This is a genomic window from Streptomyces sp. NPDC111606, from assembly GCF_055656945.1.
Genome location: NZ_JBVKBY010000001.1, coordinates 1065088 through 1084164, shown reverse-complemented (window position 1 = coordinate 1084164; position 19077 = coordinate 1065088). Strand labels below are relative to the sequence as shown.

The following is a 19077-nucleotide window of genomic DNA, read 5'->3' as shown; positions in this document are numbered from 1 at the left end:
GCCGGGGAGTGGGGGGAGTCGGGGGCGGGGCCGCCGGTCAGTGGGGAGGCGTGTGAGGGGGCTGCTCGGCGTGCGGGGCGTGGGCCTGGGCCTGGGGAGTCGGGGGCGGAGCTGGGGGGTGCGCTGCGGGGTGGAGGGGTGACGGGTGCGGATGTCCCGGGGGCTGGTGGGCTGCTGGGATCCGATGGCCGGCGCGCTGATGGGCTGCGGGGCACTGTTGCGCCGGGCGCTGATGGGGCGCGGCGTTTTGATGTCCCGTGTGCCGAGGGCCTGCTGGGCCGTGTTGTCCCGGCCGCTGATGGGCCGCGCGGCTCGGATTTCCGGCATGCCGAGCGGCTGGTGGGCTCCGATGTTCTGCGCGGTGATGGGGCGCTGAGCGCGGAAGTGCCGGATGCCGGTGCCGGTGAGGGGGCTGGTGGCGCCGGTGCCGTCGTGGGTGACGGGGCTGGTGGCGCGGGCGGTGCCGGTGGCGGGGAGTGGCGGGCGCGGGCCGGGCTGGCTTTGCGGGAGCGGATGCCGGTGTGGTTGCAGGCGAGGTGTGGGCTGGAGCGGCGGAGCGTCGTCGCGCTCACGGTGGTGCTCGTCCTCGCTGCCGGGTTCGCGGTACAGCACTTCTGGGCAGGGCGGGCGCAGTCCGTGCGGGCGCCGGAGGTGGTGCGGGCGGCGGCCTCGTACGGCGGAGAACCGCAGGGAGGGCAGCAGGGAGGGGCGAGCGGGTCGAGTACGTCGGCGGCAGTCGGTGCGTCCGGTGCTGGGGCCACGGCCGCGGCGGAGATCGTCGTGGACGTCAGCGGCAAGGTGCGCGAACCGGGCATCCACCGGCTGCCCGCGGGCTCACGGGTGGCCGACGCCCTGCGCGCTGCCGGTGGGGTGCGCCCGGGCACGAAGACCGACAGCCTCAACCGGGCTCGCTTCCTCGTGGACGGCGAGCAGGTGATCGTCGGGGGTCCGGCCGTCGTGTCCGGGGCCGCTGCGGGCACGGGTGCGGGTACCGGCACGGGCGGTGCGGCGGTCGCGGGGGCGGCACCCAGCGCGCCGGTCGCCCTCAACACGGCCACCGTGGAGCAGCTCGACACCCTTCCGGGCGTCGGCCCGGTCCTGGCCCAGCACATCATCGACTACCGCACCCAGCACGGCGGCTTCCGCTCGGTGGACGAGCTGCGCGAGGTCAACGGCATCGGCGACCGCCGGTTCGCCGATCTACGGAATCTCGTGCGGCCATGACTCACGACGTCCGTACAGCCGACCTCGCGCCCTCCCGCGCTGCCGTCCACGCCGCGTCCGGCAGCCGGCTCGGTGCCTCCCACCCTCGTCAGGAAGGACCGACGGACCTTCGACTCGTCCCGCCCGCGCTCGCCGCCTGGGCGACGGCGGCCCTGATGCTGGGCGCTCCTGAGGGGTGGGCGGTCGGGGCGGCGGTTGTCTGTCTGCTTGCGGCAGGCGTACTGCTGGTGGTGCGGCGGGGCGGGGGCGTTGAAGGCGGGCTCACCAGTGGCAGGGTCGTTGAGAGCGAGCTTTCCGATGGCGGGGGCGGCGATGGCCATGCGGCCAGGTCAGGGCGTCTGACCGAGCCGGACCATCGGACCGAGCCCGAGCCCGAGCTCGAGCATCGGACCGAGCCGGACCATCAAACCGAGCCCGAACATCCGCCCACGCGTCCGGGGCGCCGGACAGGCCCCCAGCGCCTCACCGGACCTGGCCCAGATTCCCACCCCAGGCACCCCACCCGACCGCGCATGCCGAGCACCGCGCTCAAGCGCATCAGCTGGCCGCGGACCTCGGTCGCCGCCGTGCTCCTCTGTGTCGCCGCGGCCGCCGTCTCCGCCGGGCTGCACGGGGCCGACCTGCGGCGCGGGCCGGTGCCCGAGCTGGCGAGGGAGTACGCCACCGTGACCGTCGAGGTCGAGGTCACCTCTGATCCCCGGCTCACCCGGCCCCGGGTCAGAGGGAATCACATGGCGCCGACCTCCGTGCTGATCAACGCTGATGTACGACGCGTCGAGGACGCGGACGGCACGGCGGTGGTGACGCGGGCACCGGTGCTGATGATCGTCGACGCGGGGTGGGGGGCGTCCGGTGAGGACGAAGGGGCGTCGCAGTCCTCCGGCGCCCGGCGTTCTCCCTGGCTGGAGCTGCTCCCCTCCACCCGGCTGAGGGCGACCGCACGGTTTGCGCCCGCCCTCGCGGACGGGGACCGGGTCGCGGCCGTGCTGCGGGTGCGGGACCCGGTGGTGCCGGAGGTCGTGGGGGAGCCGTCGGGGGCGCAGCGGCTGGCGGGGCGGTTGAGGGCCGGGCTGCGGGAGGCGACCGACGGGTTGCCGGCTGATGCGCGGGCGCTGCTGCCGGGGCTGGTCGTGGGGGACACCTCGCGGATCACGCCGGAGCTGGACGAGGCGTTCAAGGAGACCGACCTCGCGCACACGCTCGCCGTCTCCGGCAGCAATCTCACGATCATCCTCGCCCTGCTCATCGGCCCGCCCGGCCTGGCCCAGCTCGCCGAGCGCCGTGGGCTCGCGCCCCGCCTCGGCATCTCCCTGCGGACGACCGCGCTGCTCGGTGGGGCGCTCACCCTGGCGTTCGTCGTCGTGTGCCGGCCGGACCCGAGCGTGCTGCGGGCCGCGGCCTGCGGAGCCGTCGCGCTGCTAGCCCTGGCGACCGGACGCCGTAGGACTCTGATCCCGGCGCTGGCGACGGCCGTACTGCTGCTGGTGCTGTACGACCCGTGGCTGGCCCGCAGCTACGGCTTCCTGCTCTCCGTGCTGGCCACGGGTGCCCTGCTCACCCTCGCGCCCCGCTGGAGCGCGGCGTTGCGACGGCGCGGGGTGCCGCCGCGGTTGGCCGAGGCACTGGCGGCCGCGGCTGCCGCGCAGGCGCTGTGCGCTCCGGTCGTGGCGGTGCTGTCGGCTCGGGTGAGCCTGGTGGCGGTGCCATGCAATCTGCTCGCGGAGTTCGCGATCGCACCGGCCACTGTGCTGGGCTTTGCGGCACTGGCGACGGCGTCGTTGGCGATGCCGGTGGCCAAGGTGCTGGCCTGGTGCGCGGGTTGGCCGACCGGCTGGATCGCGGACGTCGCCCGGACGGGCGCCGCGCTGCCCGGCGCGGGAGTGGACTGGCCCGGCAGCTGGACCGGGGCGGCGCTGCTCGCCCTCGCGACGGTGGTCGCCCTGCTTGCCGGTCGGCGGCTGCTGCGGCACCCCTGGTGGTGCGGTGTCTGCGGGGCGCTGCTCCTGCTGGTGGTGGTGCAGCCGCCGCCGCTGACCAGGGTGGTCACCGGGTGGCCGCCGCCCGGGTGGCGGTTCGCGATGTGCGATGTGGGGCAGGGCGACGCGGCAGTGCTCGCGGCGGGCGAGGGGACCGGCGTGGTCGTGGACGCCGGCCCTGATCCGACGCTCGTCGACCGGTGCCTGCGCACGCTCGGGATCACCAGGATTCCGCTCGTCGTGCTCACCCACTTCCACGCCGACCACGTGGCGGGCCTGCCCGGCGTCCTGCGCGGTCGCGCGGTGGGCGCGATCGAGACGACAGGGCACGAAGAGCCGGTGGGCCAGGTGGAGTTCGTGCGCAGGGAGGCGGCCGCCCGGCGCGTTCCCGTGACGCGGGCCGCCGCAGGGGAGGAGCGGCGTACCGGAGACTTGAGTTGGCAGGTGGTCTGGCCGCCGCCCTCCCACCCGTCACTCCCGGCCATGGCCCCGGAGGGCCCGAACGACGCCAGTGTCACTCTGCTCGTCCGTTCGGCCGGGCTGCGGCTCCTGCTGCTCGGGGATCTCGAACCCCCGGCTCAGCGGGCTCTGTTGAGATCGCCGGCGGGGGCGCTGCTGGGCGGCGTGGACGTGCTCAAGGTGGCCCATCACGGCTCGGCGTACCAGGACCAGGAGCTCATACGCCGGGCGGCGCCCCGGCTGGCGTTGATCAGCTGCGGTGAGGACAACCCGTATGGGCATCCGGCTCCCAGCACCCTCGCGGCACTGCGGGCACAGGGCGCCGTGGTGCTGCGGACGGACAAGGACGGGGCGCTGGCGGTCGCGGGTACGGGCGCGGAGCTGCGGGTGGCGGGAGACTGAGGGCATGGATTCCGTTGAGGTTGATGCCTATCTCCACCGCCTGGGGGTCGAGCACCCCGCCTGGCCCACCGTGGACGTGCTGCGCGAGCTGCATCTGCGCCATCTGCAGACCGTGCCCTTCGAGAACCTCTCGATCCACCTCGGCGAGGAGATCGTCCTGGAGGAGAAGCGACTGCTGGACAAGGTGGTGGGAGCGCGACGGGGTGGGTTCTGCTACGAACTGAACGGTGCGTTCGGGGCGTTGCTCGCCGCGCTGGGTTTCGATGTGACGCTGCTCGCGGGGCGGGTCCATGTGAAGGAGGAGGAGGTCGGGATTCCCTACGACCACATGGCGCTGAAGGTGCGGACCGTGGACGGGGGCGCATGGCTGGCGGACGTCGGCTTCGGGGCGCACAGCCACTATCCGCTGGCGTTCGAGGCGCGGGGTGAGCAGGTGGATCCTGCGGGCGTGTTCCGGATCGTCGAGGCAGGGCCGGACGCGGCGGGGGTGCGCGGCGGGGCCGACGCGGAGGAGGCGGCGGACCTGGAGGTCGTCATGGACGGCAGGGCGGAGTACCGGCTGGAGCAGCGGCCGCGGGCGCTCGGCGACTTCGTGGTCGGGGCGTGGTGGCACAGCACCTCGCCGGGTTCGCACTTCACGAAGTCGCTGGTGTGTTCGCGGGTGACGAAGGAAGGCGGGCGGATCACCCTGAGCGGCCGCACCTTCAAGACGACGGCGGCCGACGGGACACGTGAGGAGCAGAAGTTGGGGACGGACGAGGAGGTGCTGGAGGTGTACCGGGAACGGTTCGGGATCGAGCTGGACCGGGTGCCGACGGTACGAAAGCCCAACCGGGACGGCTGATCCCCCAGGAGGTGCGTGGGTCTGGGCGAGCGCGCGGACCCGGCGCACGGTCGTCTCCCGGCGGTGCCCGAGAATTGCTCCGTGAGCGATGTGAGACATGTGCTGGTGCTGCCCGATCGTGACGCGGCGGAGGAGGTCGCGGGGGCGCTCGGGGAGCGGTTCGGGACCGACGAGGAGCCGCGGCTGGTGCGGGATGCCCTGGCCGGGGAGGACGACGCCGAGGACGCGCAGTGGCTGGTGGTGCTGCGGGACGAGGCGGGGCGGCTGGATCCGGATGAGCTGGATGAGTTCGCGGGGGAGTGGGACGGGTGGCGGGAGGAGCCGTAGCCGGACCGGAGCGACCGACCTGACCGACACCCTGTCCCCGCCCTGACCGGCGTCCAGCCTCCGGCCCGATCGGCCCCCTTTCCTCGACCGGTTCCGCTCCCTGCCCGCAGCCTGACCGGTGACCGACACCTTGGCCCGGGCCTCACCGGCACCCTGGCCCGGGCCTCACCGGCACCCTGTCTCCGGCCTGACCGACGCCCTGTCCCCTCTGACCGGCGTCCAGCCTCCGGCCCGATCGGCCCCCTTTCCTCGACCGGTTCCGCTCCCTGCCCGCAGCCTGATCGGTGACCGACACCCTGGCCCGGGCCTCACCGGCACCCTGTCTCCGGCCTGACCGACACCCTGTCCCCGTGCTGACCGACACCCTGCCCCCGGCCCGACCGGCCGCCTTTCCCGACACCCTGTCCCCGCCCTGACCGGCGTCCAGCCCCCGCCCTGACCGACACCCTGCCCCCAGCCTGACCGGCCCCCCTTCCCCGACAGCCCCGGTCGGCGCCCACTGTCAGTGGCCCGTGCCATCCTTGTCGCGATGGCCAGGAAATCTGCGAATGACGACCTCCTCTCCCCTGTGACCCTCGCCGTGGGGCAGGAGGAGCTGCTGCTCGACCGTGCCGTGCGGGAGGTGGTGGTTGCCGCCCGGGCCGCTGATGCCGATACGGATGTGCGGGATCTGACTCCGGAGCAGTTGCAGCCGGGCACGTTGGCAGAGCTGACCAGTCCGTCGCTGTTCGCGGAGCGCAAGGTCGTGGTCGTGCGCAATGCGCAGGACCTGTCGGCCGACACGATCAAGGACGTGACGGCGTATCTGGGCGCGCCGGCCGAGGAGATCACCCTGGTGCTGTTGCACGCCGGGCAGGCGAAGGGCAAGAAGCTGCTCGACGCCGCGCGCAAGGCGGGGGCGCGGGAGGTGGCGTGCCCGAAGATGACCAAGCCGGCGGACCGGCTGGCGTTCGTCCGGCAGGAGTTCCGGGCGACCGGGCGGTCCGCGACGCCCGAGGCCTGCCAGGCGCTCGTCGATGCCATCGGCAGTGATCTGCGGGAGTTGGCGTCCGCGGTGAGTCAGCTGGTAGCCGATGTCGAGGGGACCATCGACGAGGCGGTGGTCGGGCGGTACTACACCGGCCGCGCCGAGGCGTCGAGCTTCACCGTTGCCGACCGGGCGGTCGAGGGGCGGGCCGCGGAGGCACTGGAGGCGCTGCGCTGGTCGCTGGCGACAGGCGTGGCACCCGTCCTGATCACCAGCGCGCTCGCCCAGGGCGTCAGGGCCATCGGAAAGCTGTCCTCGGCCCGGGGCGGCCGTCCCGCCGACCTGGCGCGGGAGCTCGGCATGCCGCCCTGGAAGATCGATCGCGTGCGCCAGCAGATGCGGGGGTGGACGCCCGACGGAGTCGCGCTGGCATTGCGCGCCGTGGCCGAGGCGGACGCCGGTGTGAAGGGCGGCGGGGACGACCCCGGGTACGCCTTGGAGAAGGCGGTCGTGACCATCGCGCGCGCGGCCCGGTCCAGAGGGCGGGGCTAGGCCGTGTCCGCAAAGTCCGGCCTGCCCCGCGACGCCTGGCACGCGCCCGCCCTCCGGGCGGACGACGGGACTTTGCGGACACGACCTAGCTAGGTCCTGTCGTTTGGATCATGCCGGCGTCGCGGGCCCCGGCACGCACATCTGCCGCGTTGTCGTCGGTTGCCGACTCCCCCACTCTCGACGTCGCTCGAGCGGGGGGACCCCCATCGCGTCGTCGCCCTCGTCCGCCTTGCAACTGCACGCACCGGACCCCGCTCGGGTCGGCTGAGAGGCGCAGCATTTCCCAGCCGACCTGATCCAAACGACAGACCCGGGGCAGAGCGAGGAGAATCGGGCGTATCAGCCGTATGTCGCCGGACTGGAAAGGTGGCGATCGCGATGGCTGAACACCCGCACGCACAGCTCGTCCGCAAGGGGTACGCGGCATTTGAACGTGGAGACATGGACACCCTGCGCGGGCTGATGGCATCGGACTGCACGCAGCACGTGCCCGGCAGCCACCCGCTCTCCGGTGACTACAAGGGCATGGACGCGATCATCGAGATGTACGGTCGGCTCGCCGCGGAGACCAACGGCACCATGCGGGCGGAGCTGCGTTCACTGCTCGTCGACGGCCGGGGCCATGTCGTCGCCCTGCACCGTTTCAGTGCCGACCGCAACGGCAAGCACATCGACGAGAACGGCGCCATCATCTTCCGTATCGTCGGAGACAAGGCCACCGATCTCGACGAGTGTGTCGAGGACATCGACAAGGCCAACGACTTCTGGAGCTGACACCGCACGCACACCGAAGGCCCCGGCCGCCGTCCTGGGGAAGGACGGTGGCCGGGGCCTTCGGTTCAAGATGCTGAGCCCGTACCCGCGTGGCGAACGCAGGCCGCGTACAGGCTCGGGGTGCCGGACGGGAGCGGATGAGAGAGGGCCCGCTCGATTCCCTCCGGCGATCAAATCAAGTGTCAGCCCTTGAGAGCGCCGACCTTCGAAGCAAGCGCCGACTTCTTGTTGGCGGCCTGGTTCTTGTGGATGACGCCCTTGGAGACGGCCTTGTCGAGCTGACGCGCGGCAGCGCGCTGGTACTCGGTGGCCTTCTCGGTGTCACCCGCGGCAGCGGCCTCACGGGCCTTGCGGATCGCGGTCTTCAGGGAGGACTTGACGGCCTTGTTGCGCAGCCGAGCCTTCTCGTTGGTCTTGATCCGCTTGATCTGGGACTTGATGTTCGCCACTGATGAGCCTTTTCAGGTTCTGGCACGGGGCCGCGCGGGACCCGTACCGGTGATTTTCTGGAGTGTGCCTCGTGCTGAGAGGGCATGAGACACAGCCACCCAGGCTACCAGTGGCCCGGCCGACGGCCCAAAACGGTCGTAGGTCGCCGCCCATGGGACCATGGAACCTACGTATAGATCCGACCCGAGGCATAAGGCGCCTCAAGAGACAGGACCCTGCGTGCCCGCGACCCCTAACAATGTGCCCGAGCCGAGCCGTACCGACCCGGCACTGATCCGCAACTTCTGCATCATCGCGCACATCGACCACGGCAAGTCCACGCTCGCCGACCGGATGCTCCAGCTGACCGGAGTGGTCGAGCAGCGGCAGATGCGTGCTCAGTACCTCGACCGGATGGACATCGAGCGTGAGCGCGGCATCACGATCAAGTCCCAGGCGGTGCGGCTGCCGTGGGCTCCCACCCACGATTCCGGCAACACGCACATCCTCAACATGATCGACACCCCGGGGCACGTCGACTTCACGTACGAGGTCTCGCGGTCGCTGGCCGCCTGTGAGGGCACCGTCCTCCTCGTCGACGCCGCCCAGGGCATCGAGGCCCAGACTCTCGCCAACCTCTACCTGGCGATGGAGAACGACCTCACGATCATCCCCGTGCTGAACAAGATCGACCTGCCCGCCGCGCAGCCCGAGAAGTTCGCCGAGGAGCTCGCCAACCTGGTCGGCTGTGAGCCGAGCGACGTGCTCAGGGTGTCCGCCAAGACGGGCCTGGGCGTCGATGCCCTGCTCGACAAGGTCGTCGCCGAGGTCCCCGCCCCGGTCGGCGTCAAGGATGCTCCGGCCCGCGCGATGATCTTCGACTCCGTCTACGACTCCTACCGCGGTGTCGTGACGTACGTCCGTGTCATCGACGGTCAGCTCAACAAGCGCGAGCGGATCCGGATGATGTCCACCGGCGCCACGCACGAGCTGCTGGAGATCGGGACGAACTCACCGGAGATGCTGGCGGCCGACGGCCTCGGCGTCGGCGAGGTGGGCTATCTCATCACCGGTGTGAAGGACGTCCGCCAGTCCAAGGTCGGTGACACCGTCACCAGCCAGCACAAGGGCGCCGAGGAGGCGCTCGGCGGTTACAAGGACCCGAAGCCGATGGTCTTCTCCGGTCTGTATCCGCTCGACGGCTCCGACTACCCGGAGCTGCGCGAGGCCCTCGACAAGCTCCAGCTCAACGACGCCGCGCTCGTCTACGAGCCGGAGACCTCCGCGGCCCTCGGCTTCGGCTTCCGCGTCGGCTTCCTGGGGCTTCTGCACCTGGATGTGATCCGGGAGCGGCTGGAGCGCGAGTTCGGGCTGGATCTCATCGCCACCGCGCCCAACGTGGTCTACCGGGTGGTCATGGAGGACGGCACCGAGCACACCGTCACCAACCCGAGCGAGTTCCCCGAGGGCAAGATCAACGAGGTGTACGAGCCGGTCGTACGCGCCACGATCCTCGCGCCGACCGAGTTCATCGGCTCGATCATGGAGCTGTGCCAGACCCGGCGCGGCACCCTCCTCGGCATGGACTACCTGTCCGAGGACCGGGTCGAGATCCGCTACACGCTTCCCCTCGCCGAGATCGTCTTCGACTTCTTCGACCAGCTGAAGTCGAAGACGCGCGGATACGCCTCGCTGGACTACGAGCCCACCGGCGAGCAGACCTCCAGCCTGGTCAAGGTCGACATCCTGCTGCACGGCGACAAGGTCGACGCCTTCTCCGCGATCACGCACAAGGACGCCGCGTACGCGTACGGCGTGCGGCTTGTCGCCAAGCTGCGCGAGCTCATTCCGCGGCAGGCCTTCGAGGTACCCATCCAGGCCGCCATCGGCTCCCGGGTGATCGCCCGCGAGACCATCCGCGCCATCCGCAAGGACGTCCTCGCCAAGTGCTACGGCGGCGACATCTCCCGTAAGCGCAAGCTGCTGGAGAAGCAGAAGGAAGGCAAGAAGCGGATGAAGATGGTGGGTTCCGTGGAGGTTCCGCAGGAGGCCTTCATCGCCGTACTGAGCAGTGATGACAGCGCGGGTTCGGGCAAGGCCAAGAAGTAACCGCAGGTAGCACCAGGTGACCCGGCAAATCGCCGCATCAGGGGTCCGTCGTACGAAAGAGCGACGGACCCTTTTGTGCGCGCCGTGTGACCGTCTGGAGGAAGTGACAGGGCGTAGGCCCTTACGCAGTGGGCCGTCGGCCTTTACCCTGATGCCTGCTCGATAGTTACTCGCGAGTTAAACAACGCGAGTGGAACCAGCCGCACGTCAGCCGCACAGTCGCGGGCCCCCGGAGGATGTCGTGAGCACACAGACACTGATCGAGAACCGTCCGCCGAGCGTGGCGGCCCTCTTTCTGGAGCGCGTGACAGCAACGCCGGACGCTGAGGCGTACCGCTATCCCGTGCCGTCGGCTGCGGGACAGGGCGCGGACGACTGGAAGTCGCTGAGCTGGTCGCAGGCCGCCGAGCGGGTCTACGCGATCGCGGCCGGGCTCATCGAGCTGGGCGTCCAGCCCGAGCAGCGCGTGGCCCTCGCCTCCTCGACCCGGATCGAGTGGATCCTCGCCGACCTGGGCATCATGTGCGCCGGCGCGGCCACCACCACGGTCTATCCGCAGACCAACGCCGAGGAGTCGGCGTTCATCCTCGCCGACTCCGAGAGCCGGGTCCTCATCGCCGAGGACGCGGCCCAGGTGGCCAAGGCGCTGGAGAAGCGCGCCGAGCTGCCGAACCTCACGCATGTCATCGTCGTGGACGCGGACGGCGTCGAGACCGGTGACTGGGTGCTCAGCCTCGCCGAGCTGGAGGCCCGTGGCGCGGCCCGGCTGGAGAAGGACCCCGAGCTGATCAAGCAGCGGGTCGGCGCGATCACCAAGGACCAGCTGGCCACCCTGATCTACACCTCCGGCACCACCGGCCGCCCCAAGGGCGTGCGGCTGCCGCACGACAACTGGTCGTACATGGCGAAGGCGATCGCCGCGACCGGCCTGGTCGGCGCGGAGGACGTGCAGTACCTGTGGCTGCCGCTCGCGCACGTCTTCGGCAAGGTGCTCACCTCCGGTCAGATCGAGGTCGGCCACGTCACCGCCGTCGACGGCCGCGTCGACAAGATCATCGAGAACCTGCCGGTCGTGCAGCCGACGTACATGGCGGCCGTGCCGCGCATCTTCGAGAAGGTCTACAACGGGGTCGCCGCCAAGGCCCGCGCGGCCGGCGGCGCCAAGTACAAGATCTTCCAGTGGGCCGCCGAGGTCGCCCGCGAGTACGCCAAGGTCACCCAGGACAACTTCCGGCGCACCGGCACCCACTCCGCGCCCTTCGGGCTCGCCGCCAAGCACAAGGTCGCCGACAAGCTCGTCTACACCAAGATCCGCGAGGCCTTCGGCGGCAACCTGCGCGCGTGTGTGTCCGGCAGCGCCGCCCTCGCCCCGGAGATCGGCTTCTTCTTCGCCGGCGCCGGCATCCACATCCTGGAGGGCTACGGCCTCACGGAGTCCTCGGCCGCGTCCTTCGTGAACCCGGGCGAGGCCTACCGCACCGGCACGGTCGGCAAGCCGCTGCCCGGCACGGAGGTCCGTATCGCCGACGACGGCGAGATCCTGCTGCGCGGCCCGGGCATCATGGAGGGCTACCACGGGCTGCCGGAGAAGACCGCCGAGGTGCTGGAGTCCGACGGCTGGTTCCACACCGGTGACATCGGGGAGCTGTCCCCGGACGGGTACCTGCGCATCACCGACCGCAAGAAGGACCTGATCAAGACCTCGGGCGGCAAGTACATCGCGCCCGCCGAGGTCGAGGGGCAGTTCAAGGCGGTGTGCCCGTACGTCTCCAACATCCTGGTGCACGGCGCCGACCGGAACTTCTGCACGGCGCTGATCGCGCTGGACGAGGTCGCCATCGTGGCGTGGGCCGAGGAGAACGGGCTCGGCGGGAAGTCGTACGCGGAGATCGTCGCCTCACCGGCCGCCATCGAGATGGTCGACGGGTATGTGCAGCAGCTCAACGCCGGGCTGCAGAAGTGGCAGACGATCAAGAAGTTCCGGCTGCTGCCGCGGGATCTCGATGTGGAGCACGGGGAGATCACGCCGAGCCTGAAGCTGAAGCGGCCGGTTGTCGAGCGGGAGTACAAGGGTCTGATCGAGGAGATGTACGCGGGGACGCGGGAGGCGTAGCGCCGTCGGAGAGGGGCGGCGGGGAAGCGTTGGCGGCTGCGGGTTCGTCGTGGGTGGTCGCGCCCACGCGGCGGAGCCGCAAATCGACACAGCCCCGCGCCCCTTCGGTCGGGACGCGCATCCCTAACCGACGAGCCGGCGTATCTCATGGACCCTCGCGCGCAGTTCCGTGAGATCCGCGGGGGTGTCGCCGGAAAGCTGTTCCTCCAGGGATGCCAGCTTGGCGCTCAACTGCTTGCTGTGGCCGTGTTCGCGGCTCAGCAGGCGTTCCAGTTGCCTGGTCTTGCGGTACAGGTCCAGGAAGACCGTCACCTTCGCGCGTAGCACCCAAGGGTCGAACGGCTTGGTCAGGTAGTCCGCCGCGCCCGTCGCGTAGCCGCGGAAGGCGTAGCCCGGGTCGTCCTCCGCGCCGGTCAGGAAGATGATCGGGACGTCCTTGGTCTGGTCGAGTCGTTTGATGTTGGTGGCGGTCTCGAAGCCGTCCATGCCCGGCATCCGGACATCGAGCAGCACCAGGGCGAAGCGTTGCCGCAGCAGCGCCTTCATCGCCTCCTCGCCCGAACGCGCGCGGACGAGCGGCTCGTTGAGGGACCCCAGTACGGCCTCCAGCGCGATCAGGTTGTCCTCCATGTCATCGACGAGGAGGATGCCGGCACGCTCGTCGGTCGTTGCCTCAGCGCTCATGATGAAGTGGCCTCACTCGGTGATGGTCGGCGGAACCTCTTCCTCCTCGGAAGCGCTCGGTTCCGGTACTACGGTCTTGTCCGCGACCTCGGGGTCCAGGAGGTCGCAGACGACGGTCAGCAGCTGATCCACGTCCACCGGCTTCGGTACGTAGTCGTTGGCGCCCCGCGCTATGGACTTCTCCCGGTCTCCGGGCATGGCCTTCGCGGTGAGGGCGACGATGGGCAGGTCCGTCCAGCGCGGGGTGCGACGGATGGCGGAGATCGTCTCGTAGCCGTCCATCTCCGGCATCATGATGTCCATCAGGACGAGTTCGACGTCCGGGGTGCGCTCCAGTGTCTCGATGCCCTCGCGGCCGTTCTCCGCGTACAGGACCGGCATGCCGACCCGGCCCAGGACATGGGTGAGCGCGAAGACATTGCGGATGTCGTCGTCCACTATGAGCACCCGCCGGCCCGGCAGGACCTGCCCCGCCCGGCCCGTCTGCCAGGCCTCCAGCTTGGTCGGTGTCGGCCAGGAGTCGTCCGCGTCGTGGGCGGTCGAGAACGTCTCGGTGGACAGCTGCTCCGGCACCGGCAGCGCACGGTCCTCGGGCACCGGCCCGGTGGCGGAGTGACCGGGGCTGACGACCGGGACGTACAACGTGAACGTGGAGCCCATGCCGGGCTCGCTCGCGGCGACGATACGGCCGCCCAGCAGGCCGGCGATCTCGCGGCTGATGGACAGGCCCAGGCCTGTGCCGCCGTACTTGCGGTTGGTCGTGCCGTCGGCCTGCTGGAACGCCTCGAAGATCACCGGGAGCTTCTCCGCCGCGATGCCGATGCCGGTGTCGGACACCGAGAACGCGATCACGTCGTCGCCCTCGAGGACGTAGTGGTGGTCGGGGTCCTTCACCCGGTTCACGCGCAGCTCGACCTTGCCCGACGCGGTGAACTTGATGGCGTTGGAGAGGAGGTTGCGCAGGATCTGCTGGAGGCGCTGTTCGTCCGAGTACATCTCGCGCGGTACGTCCTCGCCGACCGTCACCTCGAAGGCGAGCCCGCGGTCCAGGGTGAGCGGGCGGAAGGTGGCGTGGACATAGTCCAGCAGCTTGATGAGCGGCAGCTTCTTCGGGCGTACGTCCATCCGGCCGGCCTCGATCTTCGACAGGTCCAGGATGTCGTTGATCAGCTGGAGCAGGTCCGAGCCGGAACGGTGGATCGTCGTCGCGAACTGGACCTCCTGGTCGGAGAGATGGCCGTCCGGGTTGTCGGAGAGCAGCCTCGCCAGGATCAGCAGTGAGTTCAAAGGCGTCCGCAGCTCGTGCGACATGTTGGCCAGGAACTCGGACTTGTACTGCGACGAGGTCGCCAGGAGCGCCGCCTTCTCCTCCAGTTCGGCGTTCGAGCGCTGCAGCTCCGCCTGCTGCATCTGGAGTTCGTCCGAGCGTTCCTGTAGCTGCATGGCCAGCCGCTGGGACTCGCCGAGCAGGGACTCCGTACGCGAGTTGGCGATGATCGTGTTGATCGCGACGGCGATGGTGTTCACGAACTGGTCGAAGAACGCCAGGTGCACGTCGGAGAAGCGGGAGAAGGACGCCAGCTCGATCACGCCGAGGAGCTTGTCCTCGAAGAGGATCGGGATGATGACGACGCTGCTGGGAGCCGCCTCGCCGAGCCCACTGTTGATCTTGATGTAGTCCGGTGGGGCCTCCTCGACCAGGATCCGCTTCTTCTCCCCGGCCGCCTGCCGGACCAGGCCGTGCACCGGGAGGCCGCCGGTCTCGATGGTCGTGCCCTGGGCCGAGCCGTATCCGGCGATGAAGGCCAGTCCCTTCGTGGGAACCGTGGTGCGCAGCGCGGCGCTCTCTTCGTCCGGGTCGGCCAGGAAGAACGCGCCGTACTGGGCGTTGACCAGCGGCGTCAGCTCGCGCAGCAGCAGGTCGGCGACCTCCATCAGGTCGCGGTGGCCCTGCATCAGGGCGGCCAGGCGGGCCAGGTTGGACTCCAGCCAGTCCTTGGCGCGAGTCGTCTCGCGCAGGTTGGCCACCATCAGGTTGATGTTGTCCTTCAGCTCGGCGACCTCGCCGCGCGTCTCGACCGTGATCGAGCGGGACATGTCGCCCTGGGCCACCGCGGAGGCGACCTCGGCGATCGCGCGGACCTGGGTGGTCAGGTTCGACGCCAGCTCGTTCACGTTCGTCGTCAGGCGCTTCCAGGTGCCGTACACGCCCTCCACCCGGGCCTGGCCGCCGAGCTGGCCCTCGGAGCCCACCTCGCGGGCCACGCGGGTGACCTCGGAGGAGAAGGAGGAGAGCGTGTCGACCATCGTGTTGATGGCGGTCTTCAGCTCCAGGATCTCGCCGCGGGCGTCCACGTCGATCTTCTTGGAGAGGTCGCCATTGGCGACGGCGGTGGTGACCTGGGCGATGTTGCGCACCTGTGAGGTGAGGTTGTCGGCCATGTAGTTGACGTTGTCGGTCAGGTCCCGCCAGACCCCGGAGACGCCCAGCACCTGCGCACGGCCGCCGAGCCGGCCGTCGGTGCCGACCTCGCGGGCCACGCGGGTGACCTCGTCGGCGAAGGCGCGCAGCTGCTGCACCATCGTGTTGACGGTGTCCTTGAGTTCGAGGATCTCGCCGCGGGCGTCGACGGTGATCTTCTTCGAGAGGTCGCCGTTGGCCACGGCGGTCGTCACCTGCGCGATGTTGCGGACCTGCGAGGTCAGGTTCAGCGCCATGAAGTTGACGTTGTCGGTGAGGTCTTTCCAGACGCCGCTGACGCCGCGTACCTGGGCCTGACCACCGAGGTTTCCTTCGGTGCCGACCTCGCGGGCGACGCGGGTGACCTCGTCGGCGAAGGCGGAGAGCTGGTCCACCATCGTGTTGATGGTCGACTTCAGCTCCAGGATCTCGCCCTTCGCCTCCACCGTGATCTTCTTGCCCAGGTCGCCCTGGGCGACGGCGGTGGAGACCAGGGCGATGTTGCGGACCTGGGAAGTCAGGTTGTCCGCCATGAAGTTGACGTTGTCGGTGAGGTCTTTCCAGACGCCGGAGACGCCGCGTACCTGGGCCCGGCCGCCGAGGTTTCCTTCGGTGCCGACCTCGCGGGCGACGCGGGTGACCTCGTCGGCGAAGGCGGAGAGCTGGTCCACCATCGTGTTGATGGTCGACTTCAGCTCCAGGATCTCGCCCTGGGCGTCGACGGTGATCTTCTGGCTCAGGTCGCCGTTGGCGACGGCGGTGGTGACCTGGGCGATGTTGCGGACCTGGGAAGTCAGGTTCGACGCCATGAAGTTGACGTTGTCGGTGAGGTCTTTCCAGACGCCGCTGACGCCGCGTACCTGGGCCCGCCCGCCCAGCTGACCTTCCGTGCCCACCTCGCGGGCGACCCTCGTCACCTCGTCGGCGAAGGCGGAGAGCTGGTCGACCATCGTGTTGACGGTCAGCTTGAGTTCGAGCAGCTCGCCGGTCGCCTCGACGGTGACCGTGCGGGTCAGGTCGCCGCGGGCCACCGCCGTGGTCACCAGGGCGATGTCGCGCACCTGCGCCGTCAGCCGGGACGCCATCGTGTTGACGGCCTCGGTCACGTCCCGCCAACTGCCGGACAACCCCGTCACCTTGGCCCGTCCGCCGAGCCGGCCCTCGGTCCCGACCTCGCGGGCCACGCGGGTCACCTCGCCGGTGAACAGGGAGAGCTGGTCGACCATCTTGTTCACGGCACGGCCGAGGCGTCGCAGGTCGCCGCGTAACTGGCGGCTGCCGTCGTGCAGATCGACGCGCTGGGTCAGGTCACCGCCGGCCACCGCGTCCAGCACGCGCGTCGCGTTCGCTGCCGGGGCGACGAGGGCGTCGAGCACCTGGTTGACGTCGTTGACGCGGGTCGTCCAGTCGCCGGGGCCCGGGCTCGCCGAGAGCCGCTCGTCGAGCCTGCCGTGCCGGACCAACTCCCGCTTGACCCGTTGCACTTCGCGGTTGAAGTGCGTGCTCCGGTCCATGATCTGGTTGAAGACGGCCGTCAGCTCGGCCACCACTCCCTCACCGGTCTCCGGCAGCCTCCGGAAGTCGCCGTCCCTCGCCGCGGTCATCGCGGCGAGCAGCGGGCGCAGTTCCGATGCTCGAATTTGACCGTCTTTCTGTCCGTCTTCGAGCACACGCGTAGCACGGTTCTCACTCATGGCGGCCCACTTCGGTAACTCGGTGCTTATGGGCGTGGCCAGTCTGTCACTCTGTCGGCGTCGACTGAGGCGTATTCGTCCGAACCGTTCGGGGAGCTGTCCATGGGGGCCATTCCGGCGCAACGGGAGACCGTTTCCCGTGCCTCTGGTGCGCCTGCGCCCGGGGGCGTGGGCGCGGAGACCCGCGCCACCCTCCCCGGCAGTCCCATCTCCCCGGGCTCCGCCCGCACCCTCGTGCGCAACGCCCTCACCGACTGGGCCGCCTCCGGACTCCCCGGCACCGAGCACCTCAGCGCCCGTCTCGTCGACGACGCCGTCGTGGCCGTCAGCGAGCTGGTCACCAACGCCGTCGTGCACGCCGGTACCGATCTGGAGCTCACCTGCCGACTGGAGGACACCGGCGCCCTCCTCGTCGAGGTCCTGGACCACCACCCCTCGCGCGCCCCGCGCGACGGTGAGGCGGACGCGCCGTACGAGACACCGGAGTACGGGCGCGGCCTGCGCCTGGTGTCCCGGCTCGCCGAGTCCTGGGGCGTCACCTATCGCACCGGCGCCAAGACCGTGTGGGCGCGGCTGCCCGCCGAGGACCCCGTGGCGGCCAAGGACGACATCGAGGCGTACGCCGAGGAGCGCGCGCTGGAGCGAGGGCTGCGCGTCGCCGAGATCCTCGCCCCCGAGCCCCAGCGTGCCGAGCGGGAGCGGGACTGGCTCAACCGCGGTGCCCTGTCCTTCCTCGCCGAGGCCTCCGACCTGCTCGCCGGGCAGCTCGACGAGAACCTGGTCGCCGCGCTCGCCGGCCAGCTGATCGTGCCGCGGCTGGCGGACTGGTGCGCGGTGTGGCTGGAGGACGAGATCGCCGGGCGCTGGGGATACCCACGATCGGGTGAGACCGGGGGCGGGGCGGGCTGGCCGGCGGAGGGCGCCGCCGGGACCGGGCCGCGGCTGGCCCGCGTCTGGCACGGCTCCGAGAACCTCATCGAGGAGCTGCGCCAGGCCCTGGAGAAGGAGCCGCCGCTCCCGGCCGACAACCACCGCACCGGCCCGGTCGAATACCCCTGGCCCGGTGCGGCGCTCGGCGCGCGCGGGGTGCGCGGCACGGCGCTCGCGTACCGCCTGATCGCCGGGGGCCGCCCGCTGGGCACGCTGGTCATCGGGCGGGCCGACCTCATGCGCTTCCCCGACGAGGTCACCGGGCTCGTCGAGGACCTCAGCCGCCGGGTGGCCCTCGCCATCGGCGCGGCCCGCCAGTACGCCCGGCAGGCCACCATCAGCCGGGTCCTGCAGCGCGGACTGCTGCCCGGCGCCGTCGCGGAGATCCCCGGCGTGGTCAGCGCGCTGGTGTACGAGCCGTGCGACAAGGGCGGTCCGAGCGGTGACTTCTACGACCTGTTCCCGGCCGGTGACGGCCGCTGGTGCTTCGCCATCGGGGACGTCCAGGGCAAGGGCCCCGAGGCGGCCGTGGTGATCGGCATCGCGCGCCCTTGGCTGCGGCTCCTCGCCCGGGAGGGCTACCGGGTCGCCGACGTCCTCGACCGCCTCAACCAGCTCCTCCTCGACGACGCCACGGAGGCCGCCGACGCAGCCGCGCGCGCCCTCGTCGGGCCGGTCCCGATGGCGCCCGGCGACGGCCCGCAGACCCGCTTCCTGTCCCTCCTCTACGGCGAACTCACCCCCTTCGACGGCGGCATCCGCTGCACCCTCGCCTCCGCCGGACACCCGCTGCCGCTGCTGCTGGGCGCCGGCGGCGAGGTCCACACCGCCGCTCATCCGCAGACCATCCTCGGCGTCGTCGAGGACGCCACGTACACCAGCGAGACCTTCGAGCTGCGCTCCGGGGACACCCTGCTGTGCGTCACCGACGGGGTGACGGAGCGGCGCAGCGGCACCCGCCAGTTCGACGACGGCGACGGCCTCGCGACCGCGCTCGCCGGGTGCGCGGGGCTGAACGCCGAACTGATCGCGGAACGGATCCGTAGGCTCGTGCACGAGTTCAGCGGCCGTCCGCCGGAGGACGACCTGGCGCTGCTGGTGCTTCAGGCCGAGTAGCGATTCGCCCGGGTTC

The 19077-nt window shown here is 70.6% G+C and carries 12 protein-coding genes; 9 read left to right on the top strand and 3 right to left on the bottom strand.

Annotated features, from left to right (window positions below):
- Nucleotides 1-432 precede the first annotated feature (432 nt).
- The 6 genes from ACZ7M7_RS04990 (at nt 433) to ACZ7M7_RS04965 (ending at nt 7525) form a co-directional block, all read left to right on the top strand.
- Nucleotides 433-1224 (top strand): ComEA family DNA-binding protein, encoded by a 792-nt coding sequence (locus ACZ7M7_RS04990; RefSeq protein ID WP_472113934.1) that lies wholly within the window; start codon nt 433-435, stop codon nt 1222-1224.
- On the top strand, nt 1221-4061 hold the full coding sequence (locus ACZ7M7_RS04985) for a ComEC/Rec2 family competence protein (protein WP_472112859.1): 2841 nt from the start codon (nt 1221-1223) through the stop codon (nt 4059-4061). The genes ACZ7M7_RS04990 and ACZ7M7_RS04985 overlap by 4 nt, the downstream gene beginning before the upstream one ends.
- Nucleotides 4062-4065: 4 nt before the next feature.
- Complete coding sequence (locus tag ACZ7M7_RS04980) at nt 4066-4905, top strand: arylamine N-acetyltransferase family protein (RefSeq protein WP_472112857.1); 840 nt, start codon at nt 4066-4068, stop codon at nt 4903-4905.
- A gap of 81 nt (nt 4906-4986) precedes the next feature.
- Nucleotides 4987-5232 (top strand): hypothetical protein, encoded by a 246-nt coding sequence (locus tag ACZ7M7_RS04975; RefSeq protein ID WP_383611079.1) that lies wholly within the window; start codon nt 4987-4989, stop codon nt 5230-5232.
- Between the two features lie 529 nt (nt 5233-5761).
- Nucleotides 5762-6751: a DNA polymerase III subunit delta gene (holA, locus tag ACZ7M7_RS04970; protein ID WP_383624658.1), complete on the top strand. Its 990-nt coding sequence runs from the start codon at nt 5762-5764 to the stop codon at nt 6749-6751.
- A 378-nt stretch (nt 6752-7129) separates the two neighbouring features.
- Nucleotides 7130-7525 (top strand): nuclear transport factor 2 family protein, encoded by a 396-nt coding sequence (locus ACZ7M7_RS04965; protein ID WP_383624657.1) that lies wholly within the window; start codon nt 7130-7132, stop codon nt 7523-7525.
- Nucleotides 7526-7707: 182 nt separating this feature from the next.
- Here ACZ7M7_RS04965 and rpsT read toward each other — a convergent pair whose 3' ends face one another.
- Nucleotides 7708-7974 (bottom strand): 30S ribosomal protein S20, encoded by a 267-nt coding sequence (gene rpsT, locus ACZ7M7_RS04960; RefSeq protein ID WP_383611074.1) that lies wholly within the window; start codon nt 7972-7974, stop codon nt 7708-7710.
- Between the two features lie 220 nt (nt 7975-8194).
- Here rpsT and lepA point away from each other — a divergent pair, with 220 nt between their 5' ends.
- Nucleotides 8195-10063 (top strand): translation elongation factor 4, encoded by a 1869-nt coding sequence (gene lepA, locus ACZ7M7_RS04955; RefSeq protein WP_383611071.1) that lies wholly within the window; start codon nt 8195-8197, stop codon nt 10061-10063.
- A gap of 241 nt (nt 10064-10304) precedes the next feature.
- Nucleotides 10305-12176 carry an AMP-dependent synthetase/ligase gene (locus tag ACZ7M7_RS04950; RefSeq protein ID WP_383611068.1) on the top strand — a complete coding sequence of 624 codons (1872 nt, stop codon included), beginning with the start codon at nt 10305-10307 and terminating at the stop codon, nt 12174-12176.
- Nucleotides 12177-12299: 123 nt separating this feature from the next.
- Here the strand turns inward: ACZ7M7_RS04950 and ACZ7M7_RS04945 are convergent, their stop codons facing one another.
- Together ACZ7M7_RS04945 and ACZ7M7_RS04940 are read right to left on the bottom strand one after the other, a co-directional pair.
- Nucleotides 12300-12860, bottom strand: coding sequence for a response regulator (locus tag ACZ7M7_RS04945; RefSeq protein ID WP_472112854.1), 561 nt, complete (start codon nt 12858-12860; stop codon nt 12300-12302).
- Nucleotides 12861-12872: 12 nt separating this feature from the next.
- Nucleotides 12873-17015: a HAMP domain-containing protein gene (locus ACZ7M7_RS04940; protein WP_472112852.1), complete on the bottom strand. Its 4143-nt coding sequence runs from the start codon at nt 17013-17015 to the stop codon at nt 12873-12875.
- Nucleotides 17016-17117: 102 nt separating this feature from the next.
- Between ACZ7M7_RS04940 and ACZ7M7_RS04935 the strand changes: the two genes are divergently transcribed.
- The gene (locus ACZ7M7_RS04935; protein ID WP_472112850.1) at nt 17118-19061 is read left to right on the top strand and encodes a SpoIIE family protein phosphatase; all 1944 of its coding nucleotides are present in this window, start codon (nt 17118-17120) and stop codon (nt 19059-19061) included.
- The last annotated feature ends 16 nt before the right edge of the window (nt 19062-19077 follow it).